Raw genomic sequence first — 13,422 nt, forward strand, 5'->3', positions numbered from 1 at the left:
GCCCGCCCTGCGAATCCGGTGCAGGAGCCGGGTCGCCGCGGTGTGTTCGCTGTGCGCGTGCTCCCGAGTTGTCCCCAGCCCTGTTCGGGGCTCCCGCGAGGTCACCCGTTTCCGATACGCTGGGGCGCCAAGAGGAGGAGGTCCACGATGCCAGAGCCAGTGGTCCCGCAGCCGGGCGGTCAGAAGACTCCGGAACAGCGGCTGGTCGACACCACCCTGACCTTCAGCATGGACATGGGAGTGGCCCTGACGGCCGAGTCCGGTGTCTCGACCGAGGAGCGTGAGGCGATCAACGCCCTGCCCTCGGGTTCGGCGCTGCTGGTGGTCCGGCGTGGCCCGAACGTCGGCGCGCGGTTCCTCCTCGACTCCGACGTCACGACGGCCGGTCGTCACCCCGACGCCGACATCTTCCTCGACGACGTCACGGTGTCGCGCAAGCACGCGCAGTTCCTGCGCCACGGCACGGCCTTCAGCGTGAAGGACAACGGTTCGCTCAACGGCACCTACTTCGACGGCGTCCGCATCGACGAAGCGTTGCTCACCGACGGTGCCGAGGTCCAGGTCGGCAAGTTCCGCCTGACGTTCTACGCATCCCGGGTCGACCTGGCGCGCCTGGCGACCGCGTAGTGGCCGCGCGGTCCGCCGCAGCCCGGGCCGGCGCTGCGGTGCCGGACCTGCTCACGATCGGGCAGGTCATCGCCCGGTTGAAGCCCGAGTTCCCGGACCTGTCGAGCTCCAAGCTGCGCTTCCTCGAGGAGCGCGAGCTCGTGACGCCCATCCGCACGGCCAGTGGGTACCGGAAGTTCTCGGCGGCCGACGTCGAGCGACTCCGGATCGTCCTCGGGCTGCAGCGCGACCACTACCTGCCGCTGAAGGTCATCAAGGACTACCTGGCGGATCTCGACGCCGGTCGTGAGCCCGTCCTGCCCGGTGGCGGTGACGCGCCGAAGCCGTCGATCCTCGGACGTGAGCGCCGGTACACGCGGGACGAGACGGTCCGTGCCGCCGGCGCGAGCCCGATGCTCCTGTCCGACGCGGTGTCGGCCTCGCTGCTGCCGGCGACCGACACCTACGGCGACGACGCGGTGGCCGTGCTGAAGGCCCTCGTCGAACTGCAGCGCACCGGCATCGAACCGCGGCACCTCCGCACGATGCGCGGCGTCGTCGAGCGCGAGGTCGGGCTCATCGAGTCGGCGCTCATGCCCGTGTCCCGCCGGGGGGACGCCACGTCGCGCGCCAAGGCGACCGAGCTCGCCCGCGAGATCGCCGGGCACCTCGAGGTCGTCCGTACGAACCTGGTGCGTGCCGCGATCGGTCGACTCGACGCATGACGAGCGGCTCCCGGTCGTCCACGGCGCAGCCCAGCGCTGTCGGTCGTCCGCCGTCGGGGCGTATCCTCGACACGCCGGACGCGCCGGGACGGATGTGCCGCCTCCGGAGCGCCCGAGTCGCTACCGTGGACCTCGGAACAACTCTCAACCCGTCGTTGAACCTTCGGGTGGGAGCTCGAACGTCGTGGAAGGCATGCACATGAGTGGGACTGACACCCCCGGTACCGAGTCCGAGATGACCCGGTACGACCTCGGCCTGCTCTTCACCGACGGCCTGCCCGAGCACGACGAGCAGAACGGCTACCGCGGCACCGTCGCCGCACGCGCAGCCGGCATCTCGTACCGCCAGCTCGACTACTGGGCCCGCACCGAGCTCGTGCAGCCGACCATCCGCGGTGCTGCGGGTTCCGGCTCGCAGCGGCTCTACGGCTTCCGGGACATCCTCGTCCTCAAGCTCGTGAAGCGACTCCTCGACACCGGCATCTCGCTGCAGCAGATCCGCACCGCCGTGAACCAGCTCCGCGAGTCCGGGGTGTCCGACCTCGCGCAGACGACGCTGATGTCCGACGGTGCCTCCGTCTACCTGTGCACCTCCGACGACGAGGTCATCGACCTGGTGTCCCGCGGCCAGGGCGTGTTCGGGATCGCCGTGGGCAAGGTGCTGCGCGAGGTGGAGAGCTCCCTGGTCGAGCTCGACGCCACCCCTGCGGCCGACCCCGCCGACGAGCTCGCCGCCCGCCGGGCCACGCGCGCGTCGTAGCCGCCCCTCGTACGCCCGCTCGGCCCGCTTCCTCGAGCGCCCGGCGTCCTCGCTGTTCGGCGCCGTCGTCATGGCGCTCGCACGAGCGTGCACCATCCGTCACGCTCGCGCCCCCTGACGACGGGTCGCACCCGCTCCGCGTCCGACGCGCGGCGTGTCCTGCCCGCTCAGCGCTGCCTCCCGATGTCGACCGCGCCGCGCCGCGCCGCACCGCGCCGCGCGTTGGTTCGCCGGCGACGTTCGGATGACCGCCAGCTCCGGTCGCACGACATGCCGCCTGCGTCCGCTGAGACCGCACGACATGCCGCCTGCGTCCGCAGAGACCGCACGACCTGCCGCCTGCATCCGCAGAGGTGGCACGACCTGCCGCTCGGCTTCCGACGCGGCGGCATGTCGTACGACGAGAGCGGTAGCGCGAGCGCGGGAGCGACGGCCGCCGACCGCTCACCGGCGACCGACCAGCGCCGACCGACGACCACCGTTCGCCGGACATCGACCTCCGAAGCCCGGGTCGTCGCCAGCTCCGGTCGCACGACGTGCCGCCTGCGAGCGCCGTGATCGCACGACCTGCCGCTCAGCTTCGGACGCAACGGCACGTCGTGCGACGAGAACAGGTCGGGGCCCTGCGCCAGGCAGGGCAGGGCAGGGCAGGGGAGTCCCTAGGCCGTGCCGCCCTCGGCGTACGGGCCGATCTTGCCGGTGCGCATGATGCGCTCGAGCAGCTGGTCGAAGTTCTTCGCCATCTCCTGCGCCGACTCTCCGGGCCAGACGTGCAGCGGCTTCGCGGCACCCTGGGCCTGCTGCAGCGAGGTGCGCTCCGGCAGCTGCGGCGAGAGCACGAGCGGGCCGAACATGTCGCGGAGCTCCTTGATGCGGAACTGGTGCTCCAGCGACTGCACGCGAGCCCGGTTCACGATGATGCCGAGCGGCTGCAGGCGGGGGGAGAGCCCTCGGCGGATCTCCTCGATCGCGCGGAGGGCGCGGTCGGCGGCGGCCACCGAGAAGAGACCCGGCTCGGTGACGACCGTCACGCGGTCCGAGGCCGCCCAAGCGGTGCGGGTGAGGGCGTTGAGCGACGGCGCGCAGTCGATGAGGACGAGCTCGTAGTCCTGCTCGACGTTCGCCAGCGCCTCCTCCAGCTTCCAGATGTCGCGGATGGAGGGGTGCGGCCCGTCGAAGTTGATGGCGGACGGGGAGCCGACGAGCACGTCGACCTTGCCCTGCGAGCCCTTCGTCCACCCGGAGGGGGCGATCGCCTGGCGGACGATCTTCTCCTTCGGGTTCTCGAGGACGTCCGCGACGTTGAGGTGGCCGGAGATGTCGATGTCGAGGCCCGTCGAGACGTCGGACTGCGGGTCGAGGTCCACCACCAGCGTGCGCAGTCCCTTGGCGAACGCGGCCGAAGTCAGGCCGAGCGTCACCGTCGTCTTGCCGACACCACCCTTGAGGGAGCTCACGCTGAGTACATGCACGGTGAGCCACGTTACCGCCAGTAGGGTTGTGACACCTCAACCCGGGCTGAAAGGGACGTCGTGTTCAGCAAGATCCTCGTGGCGAACCGTGGCGAGATCGCCATCCGCGCGTTCCGTGCCGCGTACGAGCTGGGTGCCCGCACGGTGGCCGTCTACCCGCACGAGGACCGCGGGTCGCTGCACCGACTCAAGGCCGACGAGGCGTACGTGATCGGCGAGCCGGGGCACCCGGTCCGGGCCTACCTGGACGTTTCCGAGATCATCCGTGTCGCCCGCGAGTCGGGCGCCGACGCGATCTACCCGGGGTACGGCTTCCTGTCCGAGAACCCGGAACTCGCCGCCGCTGCCGCCGCTGCCGGCATCACCTTCATCGGGCCCGGGGAGCACGTGCTCGAGATGGCGGGCAACAAGGTCACGGCGAAGGAGCACGCGATCGCTGCCGGCGTGCCGGTCCTCGCGAGCACCCCGCCGAGCCGCGACGTCGACGAGCTGCTCGCCGGTGCCGACGCGATCGGCTTCCCGGTCTTCGCCAAGGCCGTCGCCGGTGGCGGCGGTCGAGGGATGCGCCGGGTGGAGACGAAGGACGAGCTCCGTCCCGCGCTCGAGGCCGCCATGCGCGAGGCCGACAGCGCGTTCGGCGACCCGACGATGTTCCTGGAGCAGGCCGTCCTGCGACCGAGGCACATCGAGGTGCAGATCCTCGCCGACGCCACGGGCACGGACGCCGGCACGATCCACCTCTTCGAGCGCGACTGCTCCGTGCAGCGCCGCCACCAGAAGGTGGTCGAGATCGCGCCGGCACCGGACCTCGACGCAGGCGTCGCCGCCGCGCTGCACCGCGACGCCGTCGCCTTCGCCCGGTCGATCGGGTACGTCAACGCCGGCACCGTCGAGTTCCTCCTCGACACCGAGGGCGAGCGCGCCGGCCAGCACGTCTTCATCGAGATGAACCCGCGCATCCAGGTCGAGCACACCGTCACGGAGGAGGTGACGGACGTCGACCTCGTGCAGTCGCAGATGCGCATCGCCGCGGGGGAGACCCTCGCCGACCTCGGGCTCTCGCAGGACACCGTCGCCCTGCACGGTGCGGCGCTGCAGACCCGCATCACGACCGAGGACCCGACGCAGGGCTTCCGTCCGGACACCGGTCGCATCACGACCTACCGCAGCCCCGGCGGCGCCGGCGTCCGCCTCGACGGCGGCACGGTCGCGACCGGCGCGCAGATCAGCCCGCACTTCGACTCGATGCTCGCGAAGATGACGTGCCGCGGCCGTGACTTCCCGGCCGCCGTGGCCCGGGCGAAGCGCGCCCTCGCCGAGTTCCGCATCCGGGGCGTGAGCACGAACATCCCGTTCCTGCAGGCCGTGCTCGACGACCCGGACTTCGCCCGCGGTGACGTCTCGACGCAGTTCATCGAGGAGCGCCCGCAGCTGTTCGGCGGCCACGTGTCGAAGGACCGCGGCACGAAGGTGCTCGGCTGGCTCGCGGACGTCACGGTGAACAAGCCGAACGGCGAGCGTCGTCCCCAGACCGTCGAGCCGAGCGAGAAGCTGCCGGCGGTCGACCTGTCCGCTGCGCCGCCGTCCGGCCAGCGCGACCTGCTGCTCCAGGCCGGCCCCGCCGAGTGGGCGCGACGACTGCGCGCGCAGACCGCCCTCGCCGTCACCGAGACGACCATGCGCGACGCCCACCAGTCGCTCCTCGCCACGCGGGTCCGCACCAAGGACCTGGTCGCGGTCGCACCGCACGTCGCCCGGCTGACCCCGCAGCTGCTGAGCGTCGAGGCCTGGGGCGGCGCGACCTACGACGTCGCCCTCCGCTTCCTCGGCGAGGACCCGTGGGAGCGCCTGGCCGCGCTCCGCACGGCGATCCCGAACATCCCGGTGCAGATGCTCCTGCGCGGCCGCAACACGGTCGGGTACACGCCCTACCCGACCGAGGTCACCGACGCCTTCGTCGCCGAGGCCGCCGCGAGCGGTGTCGACGTCTTCCGCGTGTTCGACGCGCTCAACGACGTGAGCCAGTTGCGTCCCGCCCTGGAGGCCGTGCTCGCGACCGACACGGCCGTCGCCGAAGCGGCGCTCTGCTACTCGGGCGACCTCCTCGACCCCGCCGAGGACCTCTACACGCTCGACTACTACCTCCGGCTCGCCGAGCAGATGGTCGAGGCCGGCGCGCACGTCATCGGCATCAAGGACATGGCCGGGCTGCTCCGCGCCGGTGCCGCCGAACGGCTCGTCGCCGCGCTGCGCGAGCGCTTCGACCAGCCGGTGCACGTGCACACGCACGACACGGCCGGTGGGCAGCTCGCGACGCTCCTGGCGGCCAGCCGAGCCGGTGCGGACGCCGTCGACGTCGCCGCGGCGCCGATGGCGGGCACGACCAGCCAGCCGAGCATGTCGGCCCTCGTCGCCGCTCTCGCCCACACCGAGCGGGACACCGGGCTCGACCTCGCTGCGGTGGGCGCCCTCGAGCCCTACTGGGAGGCGGTCCGACGTGCGTACGCCCCCTTCGAGTCCGGGCTGCCCGGTCCGACCGGTCGCGTGTACCACCACGAGATCCCGGGCGGCCAGCTGTCGAACCTCCGACAGCAGGCGATCGCCCTCGGGCTCGGCGACCGGTTCGAGCAGGTCGAGGACTGGTACGCGGCGGCGAACCGGATCCTCGGACGGCCGACCAAGGTCACGCCGTCGTCGAAGGTCGTCGGTGACCTCGCGCTGCAGCTGGCCGCGGTCGGCGCCGACCCGGAGGACTTCGAGCAGAACCCCCAGAAGTACGACATCCCGGACTCGGTCGTCGGGTTCATGGCCGGTGAGCTGGGCGACCTGCCCGGCGGCTGGCCGGAGCCGTTCCGCTCGAAGGTGCTCGAGGGCCGCGAGGTGCACGTCGGGACGACTCCCGTGCCCGATGCCGAGCGCGCCGCCCTCGCCACCGCCGGACCCGAGCGGCAGCAGGCCCTCAACCGGCTCCTCTTCCCGCAGCCGACCCGGCAGTTCGAACAGGTCCGCGAGCAGTACGGCGACCTGTCGGTGGTGCCGACGGTCGACTACCTCTACGGTCTGCAGCCCGGTCAGGAGCACGTCGTGCCGCTGGGCAGGGGAGTGGACCTGCTGGTCGGGCTCGAGGCGATCGGCGAGGTCGACGAGCGGGGCATGCGCACGGTCATGACGACGATGAACGGGCAACTCCGCCCGGTGACCGTCCGAGACCGCTCGGTCCAGGTCGCGACGAAGGCCGCCGAGCAGGCGGACGCGTCCGACCCGAAGCACGTCGCCGCACCGTTCTCCGGTGTCGTGACGCTCAAGGTCGCCGTCGGTGACGTCGTCGAGGCCGGTCAGGCCGTGGCGAGCATCGAGGCGATGAAGATGGAAGCGGCCATCACGGCGCCCGTGTCGGGCACCGTCGGCCGTCTCGCGATCCCGGCGACCCAGCAGGTGGACGCCGGCGACCTCCTGGTGGTGCTGCAGTAACGTGACCGTCCGTCCCATCCGCCTGTTCGGCGACCCCGTCCTCCGTTCCCCCGCGGACCCGATCGCGCCCGACGCGCTCGGCTCACAGGGCGTGCGCGACCTCGTGCAGGACCTCCTCGACACGGTCCGGGAGCCCGGCCGCGCCGGCGTGGCCGCTCCGCAGATCGGCGTCGGCCTGCGCGCGTTCTCGTACAACGTCGACGGCGAGGTCGGGTACGTGCTGAACCCCGAGGTCGTCGAGGTCCGGGGCGAACGCGAGCTCATGGACGAGGGCTGCCTGTCGGTCCCCGGCCTGTCCTACCCGACCCCGCGGTACCCGTTCGCCAGGGTGCGCGGCGTCGACGTCGACGGGGCCGAGGTCGTGCTCCAGGGCACCGGGCTGATGGCCGAGGCGCTGCAGCACGAGGTCGACCACCTCGACGGCACCGTGTACGTGATGACGCTCGACCCGGAGGTCCGACGCGGGGCGCTCCGGGACATCCGCGCGCAGTCCTGGTTCCACTGAGCCCTCGGGAGCGCGCACGCGGTCCCGCCCGGTGGTCCGCAGCGCAACCGGACGAGCCGCTCTCGGCGAACAGGGCGTGACACCCCTTCGTGGGATTGTCCGAACGTCCCGATCGCGAGGTACCGTGTCCGCGTCGGCTTCCCACCGACACGTCTCCCACACCCTCAGGACACCCAGCATGACCCCTCAGAACGACGAGCTCAGCTCGCACCGCACCCGCACCAACCGTCGTCCGGAACCCACCCCGGTGACGGCTTCCACCGCCGTCCTCGACGCCCCCGACGCCCAGCAGGCGCCGGAGGCCTGACCCGTCGCGGGCGCGCCTCGACGACGAGGACCGTCCCGCACGCATCCGACACACGGGAGGCCCGGTGCCGGTCCGTCGGACCGGCACCGGGCCTCCCGTGTGCCGTCCCTACGCGCGGTTGCGGCGACGGGACGCGACCACCGGGGTCGCCGTGGTCTGGACCTTCGACCCCGAGTAGATGTGCTCGACGTCCGCGGCGAAGTCCCGCAGGACCACGGCACGCTTGATGGTGAGCTTCGGCGTGAGGTGGCCGGAGGCCTCGGTCAGCTCCGTGTCGACGATCGTGAAGGACCGCACCGACTCGGCCCGCGAGACCCGCTGGTTCGCGGTGTCCACGGCCTCCTGCACCGCCGTGTGCACGCGTTCGTCGTACGCGGCCTCGCGTGGGCTGAGTGCCGGGGAGATGCCGCGGGCCTCGCACCAGCCCGGCAGCATCTCGCGGTCGAGCGTCACGAGCGCGGCGACGAACGGCTTGCCCTCGCCGACCACGACGACCTGGCCGACCAGCGGGTGCTCGCGGATGCCGTCCTCGAGCGGTGCGGGTGCCACGTTCTTGCCGCTCGCGGTGACGATGAGTTCCTTCGCGCGACCGGTCACGGTGAGCACACCGTCGGCATCGAGCCGGCCGAGGTCACCCGTGCGGAACCAGCCGTCGGTGAACGCCTTCGCGGTCGCCTCGTCGTTGTGCCAGTAGCGGTCGAAGACGTCCACGCCGCGGATCAGGATCTCGCCGTCGTCGGCGATCCGGACCTCGACGCCGGGGAGCGCACGGCCGACGGTGCCGATGCGGAGCTCCTGCGCGCGGTTCACGGTGGCGGGTGCGGTGGTCTCGGTGAGCCCGTAGCCCTCGAGGATGAGCACGCCGATCGAGCGGAAGAAGTGCGACAGACGCGGGGACAGCGGCGCGGAGCCGCTGATCGCGTACTGCACGCGTCCGCCGATGGCGTCCCGGAGCTTCGCGTAGACGAGCTTGTCGAACAGCGCGAAGCGCAGCTTGAGGCCGAGCGGTACCCGGCCCGCGGCGACGGCCTCCGAGTGGGCCACCGCGACCGCGGCCGCCGCTCGGAAGATCCTGCCCTTGCCACCCAGGTCGGCCTTCTGCTCCGCCGAGTTGTAGATCTTCTCGAACACGCGCGGGACCGCGAGCAGGAAGGTCGGCCGGAAGGTCGACACCGCACGCATGAGGTCGCGGGTGTCGGGTTCGTGACCGACCAGCACGCCGGTGGAGATCGACATCACCGCGATGAAGCGGGCGAACACGTGGGCCATCGGGATGAACAGCAGTGTCGAGGAGCCGTCGGCGACGACCTCGGGCATGGCCTCGGTCGCGCCCTCGACGGTCCCGGTGAAGTTGTCGTGCCGGAGCACGCAGCCCTTCGGACGCCCGGTCGTGCCGGACGTGTAGATGATCGTCGCGTCGTCGTGGCCGTGCACGTCGGCCGTCCGGGCGTCGAGCTCGGCGTCGGACACCGTCTCGCCGAGCCGTACGAGGTCGTCGAGGCCGCCGCCGTCGATCGTCCAGTGCTGGCCGAGGTGCGGCAGGTCCGGCGTGATCGAGGCGACCCGGCGGGCGTGCTCCTCCTGCTCGACCACGATCGCGACGGTCTCCGAGTCGGACAGGATCCACCGCACCTGGTCCGGCGAGCTCGTCTCGTAGACCGGGACGGACACCAGCCCGGCCGTCCACACGGCGAAGTCGACGAGTGTCCACTCGAGCCGGGTGCGGGAGAGGATCGCGACGTGCGCTCCGGGCGCGAGCCCGGCGGCGACGAACCCCTTGGCGATGCCGCGGACGCGTGCGAGCGTGTCCGCGGCGGTGATGGTGGTCCACGTGTCCCCGTGGCGCTGGGCCAGGATCGGCCGGTCGGGCGTCCGTCGTGCCCGGTCGGAGAGCAGTCGGGCCGCGGAACCGTGGTCGGGCGCGGAGGTGGGTGCGGGCTGCCGCTGATCGTTCACGGTTGACTCCCTTGTCGGCCGGTTCGATACGAGGACGCCTCGACGACGAGGCGACACCGTCAGCATACGGGGACGCTCCGGCGGTGGGGCCCGGTACGACCGGGGTTCGCAGCACCTCGTCAGCCGCCGGTCCCACGTTCGGTGGGGCGACCCGGAGGCGGTAGGCTCGATGCTCGTGCATGCCATCGGAATCGACATCGGGGGCACCAAGATCGCGGGTGCGGTCGTCACGGAGCTCGGGGAGATCATCGCCGAGGACCGCGTCGCCACCAACGCGGCGGACCCGGACGCCATGCTCGACGACGTCGTGACGATGGTCGCGCGTCTGCGGGCCGCCCACGACGTGGGAGCGGTCGGCGTCGCGGCCCCGGGCTTCATCGACGCCTCGCAGTCGATCGTCTACTACACGCCGAACATCCGGTGGCGGAACGAACCCCTGCGCCAGAAGCTCCAGGAGCGGCTCGGCGACCTGCACATCACCGTCGACAACGACGCGAACGCGGCCGGCTGGGCGGAGTTCCGCTTCGGCGCGGGGCGGCTCGTGTCCGACATGACCATGCTGACGATCGGCACGGGTGTCGGCGGCGCGATCGTCACCGAGGACCGCCTGTTCCGCGGCGGCTTCGGCACCGGTGGCGAGATCGGCCACCTGCGCATCGTCCCGAACGGCCTGCCCTGCGGCTGCGGCGCCCGCGGCTGCATCGAGCAGTACGGCTCGGGCCGTGCCCTGCAGCGCATGGCGAACGACGTGGCCGACGCCGGGGGCATCGGGTCCGCGCTCGCCGACGCCCGCGAGCAGAACGGCGGGCACCTCGACGGCGCGATCGTCGGTGACCTCATCCTCGCCGACGACCCCGGCGCACTGGCGGCGCTCCGTCGCCTCGGTCGGCACCTCGGCGAGGCCTGCGCCTCGCTCTCCGCCGTGCTCGACCCGCAGCTCTTCGTCTTCGGCGGCGGTGTCGCGAGCGCGGGTGACCGCCTGCTCGAGCCGATCAAGCAGGCCTACCTGAACAACCTGCCGGCCCGCGGGTACCACCCGGAGCCCGACTTCGTCATCGCGGAGCTCGTCAACGACGCCGGCGTCGTCGGTGCCGCCGACCTCGCCCGCATCCACGCCCGCACGGCGTAGGGTCACCCCGACGGCACGCGCGTCCCGAACTGGAGTCGACGATGACCTACTGGCTGCTCAAGAACTTCCTGCTCGGCCCGCTCATCCTGACCCTCTTCCGGCCGTGGGTCATCGGGCGTGAGCACGTCCCCGCCCGTGGGCCCGTGATCTTCGCGTCCAACCACATCTCGTTCATCGACTCGGTGATCCTGCCCGCGGTGCTGGACCGGCGGATCTCGTTCCTGGCGAAGAGCGACTACTTCACGGGGCGCGGGCTCAAGGGGTGGGCGACGAAGACGTTCTTCAACGCCATCGGCCAGCTGCCGATCGACCGCTCGGGTGGCAAGGCGTCCGAGGCATCGCTCCACACCGGGCTCCAGGTCCTCGCCCGCGGGGAACAGCTCGGGATCTACCCCGAGGGCACGCGCAGCCCCGACGGCAGGCTGTACCGCGGTCGCACCGGCATCGCGCGGATGATCCTGGAGGGGCGCGTCACGGTCGTCCCGGTCGCCATGGTCGGCACGCGCGAGGTGCAGCAGATCGGCCAGAAGTTCCCGAAGTTCAAGCGCGTCGGCGTGGTCTTCGGCAAGCCCCTCGACTTCTCGCGCTTCGAGGGCTTCGAGACCGACCGCTTCATCCTGCGGAGCGTCACCGACGAGGTCATGCACGAGCTCGCGGGCCTGAGCCGCCAGGAGTACGTCGACGTCTACGCGACGAGTGTCAAGGAGCGTGCGAGCAGCGCCCGCGAGCAGGTCATGAAGGAGCGCCGCGGCCCCGCTGCCTGACACCGAGCGGCGCCGGACGGACCTCGTCGACCGGGGGTCGCGTGGTCGGGGTCGACCCCGTCGACGGGGCGTCACGCGGGAGCGGCCGTCCCCGCACGGACGGTAGGATCTGAGGACTCCGGCCCCGGCCGGTGCGGTCTGCGCACAGGCAGACGTTCCTGACACCACCCAGAACCGTGAGGTACCGCCTTGATCGAGTCGCCTGACTTCGTCGCCCTGCAGGATCCGGACGTGATCGAGGGCCTCGACTACTGGCGCACGCTCCCGATCAAGCAGCAGCCGACCTGGCCGGACGCCGCGGCGGCCGAGGCCGCTTCGGCCGAGATCGCCACGCTGCCGCCGCTCGTGTTCGCGGGTGAGGTCGACAAGCTCCGCGACCGACTCGCCGCTGCCGCGCAGGGGAAGGCGTTCCTGCTGCAGGGCGGTGACTGCGCCGAGACCTTCGCGGGAGCGACCGCTGACTCCATCCGCGACCGCGTGAAGACGATCCTGCAGATGGCCGTCGTGCTCACGTACGGGGCGTCGATGCCCGTCATCAAGATGGGCCGCATGGCCGGGCAGTTCGCGAAGCCCCGGTCGAGCGACTTCGAGACCCGCGGTGACGTCACGCTGCCGGCGTACCGCGGTGACATCGTCAACGGCTACGACTTCACCCCCGAGAGCCGCCAGGCCGACCCGCGTCGCCTGGTGCAGGGTTACCACACGGCCGCGTCGACGCTCAACCTGGTCCGTGCGTTCACGCAGGGCGGTTTCGCGGACCTGCGGCAGGTGCACTCCTGGAACAAGGGCTTCGCGTCGAACCCGGCGAACGCCCGGTACGAGCACCTGGCGAAGGAGATCGACCGCGCCATCCGCTTCATGGACGCGTGCGGGGCGGACTTCGAGGCGCTCAAGCACACCGAGTTCTACGCCTCGCACGAGGGGCTGCTCATGGACTACGAGCGCCCGATGACCCGGATCGACTCGCGGTCCGGCCTCGCCTACGACACCTCCGGCCACTTCATCTGGATCGGGGAGCGGACGCGGGACATCGACGGCGCCCACGTGGACTTCCTGTCGCGCGTGCGGAACCCGATCGGCGTCAAGTTGGGCCCGACGACGAGCGTCGACGACATGCAGGCCCTGGTCGACAAGCTCGACCCCGAGCGCGAGCCGGGTCGCCTGACGTTCATCACCCGCATGGGTGCGGGCCGGATCCGCGACGAGCTACCGAAGCTGCTCGAGGCGATCAAGGGCATGGACGCGAACCCGCTCTGGGTCACGGACCCGATGCACGGCAACGGCCTCACCACCCCGACGGGCTACAAGACCCGTCGCTTCGATGACGTCGTGGACGAGGTCCTCGGCTTCTTCGAGGCCCACCGGCAGGTCGGCACCTACCCCGGCGGCATGCACGTCGAGCTCACCGGCGACGACGTCACGGAGTGCCTGGGCGGGTCGGAGCAGATCGACGAGGCCACCCTGGCGACGCGCTACGAGTCGCTCTGCGACCCGCGCCTCAACCACATGCAGTCGCTCGAACTCGCGTTCCTGGTCGCCGAGGAGCTCAGCGCGCACCCGTACGTGCGCCCGTAGTCCGGACCGTACGCAGGACGGGAGGCGCGGCGCCGACTGGCACCGCGCCTCCCGTCCGTCTCGGACCCGTCTCGTCCGTGGTCACGCCGGGCTCCGAGCGGCGGGCGGTCACACGACCTGCCACGCACGGTCCGCGCCGACGGTGCGCGTGT

General features: G+C 71.6%; 11 protein-coding genes. 9 read left to right on the forward strand and 2 right to left on the reverse strand.

The window, feature by feature from the left end:
* The first annotated feature begins 147 nt into the window (after window positions 1-147).
* From DEJ22_RS06030 to DEJ22_RS06040, 3 genes are all read left to right on the forward strand, one after another.
* Window positions 148-627, forward strand: coding sequence for an FHA domain-containing protein (locus DEJ22_RS06030; protein WP_111225777.1), 480 nt, complete (start codon window positions 148-150; stop codon window positions 625-627).
* Window positions 627-1,331, forward strand: coding sequence for a transcriptional regulator FtsR (gene ftsR / locus DEJ22_RS06035; protein ID WP_111225778.1), 705 nt, complete (start codon window positions 627-629; stop codon window positions 1,329-1,331). Before DEJ22_RS06030 ends, ftsR begins: the two co-directional genes overlap by 1 nt.
* 199 nt (window positions 1,332-1,530) lie before the next feature.
* Window positions 1,531-2,091 carry a MerR family transcriptional regulator gene (locus DEJ22_RS06040; RefSeq protein ID WP_258375423.1) on the forward strand — a complete coding sequence of 187 codons (561 nt, stop codon included), beginning with the start codon at window positions 1,531-1,533 and terminating at the stop codon, window positions 2,089-2,091.
* A 659-nt stretch (window positions 2,092-2,750) separates the two neighbouring features.
* Here DEJ22_RS06040 and DEJ22_RS06045 read toward each other — a convergent pair.
* Window positions 2,751-3,563 (reverse strand): ParA family protein, encoded by an 813-nt coding sequence (locus tag DEJ22_RS06045; RefSeq protein ID WP_111225780.1) that lies wholly within the window; start codon window positions 3,561-3,563, stop codon window positions 2,751-2,753.
* Between the two features lie 60 nt (window positions 3,564-3,623).
* On the opposite strand from DEJ22_RS06045, the gene DEJ22_RS06050 reads away from it, so the two are divergent.
* The 3 genes from DEJ22_RS06050 to DEJ22_RS06060 all read left to right on the forward strand — a co-directional run bounded on the left by DEJ22_RS06050 (window position 3,624) and on the right by DEJ22_RS06060 (window position 7,846).
* Window positions 3,624-7,034 carry a pyruvate carboxylase gene (locus tag DEJ22_RS06050; protein WP_111225781.1) on the forward strand — a complete coding sequence of 1,137 codons (3,411 nt, stop codon included), beginning with the start codon at window positions 3,624-3,626 and terminating at the stop codon, window positions 7,032-7,034.
* 1 nt (window position 7,035) lies between these two features.
* Window positions 7,036-7,539, forward strand: a complete 504-nt coding sequence (locus DEJ22_RS06055) for a peptide deformylase (RefSeq protein ID WP_111225782.1) — start codon at window positions 7,036-7,038, stop codon at window positions 7,537-7,539.
* Window positions 7,540-7,717: 178 nt separating this feature from the next.
* Window positions 7,718-7,846, forward strand: a complete 129-nt coding sequence (locus DEJ22_RS06060) for a hypothetical protein (protein ID WP_258379499.1) — start codon at window positions 7,718-7,720, stop codon at window positions 7,844-7,846.
* Window positions 7,847-7,954: 108 nt separating this feature from the next.
* On the opposite strand, the gene DEJ22_RS06065 is transcribed toward DEJ22_RS06060, so the two are convergent.
* Window positions 7,955-9,802 carry an AMP-dependent synthetase/ligase gene (locus DEJ22_RS06065; RefSeq protein ID WP_258379500.1) on the reverse strand — a complete coding sequence of 616 codons (1,848 nt, stop codon included), beginning with the start codon at window positions 9,800-9,802 and terminating at the stop codon, window positions 7,955-7,957.
* Between the two features lie 175 nt (window positions 9,803-9,977).
* Here DEJ22_RS06065 and DEJ22_RS06070 point away from each other — a divergent pair, with 175 nt between their 5' ends.
* From DEJ22_RS06070 to DEJ22_RS06080, 3 genes are all read left to right on the forward strand, one after another.
* Window positions 9,978-10,931, forward strand: a complete 954-nt coding sequence (locus tag DEJ22_RS06070; protein WP_111226365.1) for an ROK family protein — start codon at window positions 9,978-9,980, stop codon at window positions 10,929-10,931.
* A 41-nt stretch (window positions 10,932-10,972) separates the two neighbouring features.
* Window positions 10,973-11,695, forward strand: a complete 723-nt coding sequence (locus tag DEJ22_RS06075; protein WP_111225784.1) for a lysophospholipid acyltransferase family protein — start codon at window positions 10,973-10,975, stop codon at window positions 11,693-11,695.
* 231 nt (window positions 11,696-11,926) lie between these two features.
* Window positions 11,927-13,270 (forward strand): class II 3-deoxy-7-phosphoheptulonate synthase, encoded by a 1,344-nt coding sequence (locus tag DEJ22_RS06080; protein ID WP_111226366.1) that lies wholly within the window; start codon window positions 11,927-11,929, stop codon window positions 13,268-13,270.
* Window positions 13,271-13,422 lie beyond the last annotated feature (152 nt).

Origin of the sequence: Curtobacterium sp. MCSS17_007, from assembly GCF_003234175.2 — a bacterium.
Classification (GTDB): Bacteria; Actinomycetota; Actinomycetes; order Actinomycetales; family Microbacteriaceae; genus Curtobacterium.

Bases quoted from the DNA above. Each gene is read 5' to 3' on its own strand.
- DEJ22_RS06030 (WP_111225777.1), top strand. From the start codon at position 148: ATGCCAGAGCCAGTGGTCCCGCAGCCGGGCGGTCAGAAGACTCCGGAA.
- DEJ22_RS06040 (WP_258375423.1), top strand. From the start codon at position 1,531: ATGAGTGGGACTGACACCCCCGGTACCGAGTCCGAGATGACCCGGTAC.
- DEJ22_RS06060 (WP_258379499.1), top strand. From the start codon at position 7,718: ATGACCCCTCAGAACGACGAGCTCAGCTCGCACCGCACCCGCACCAAC.
- DEJ22_RS06075 (WP_111225784.1), top strand. From the start codon at position 10,973: ATGACCTACTGGCTGCTCAAGAACTTCCTGCTCGGCCCGCTCATCCTG.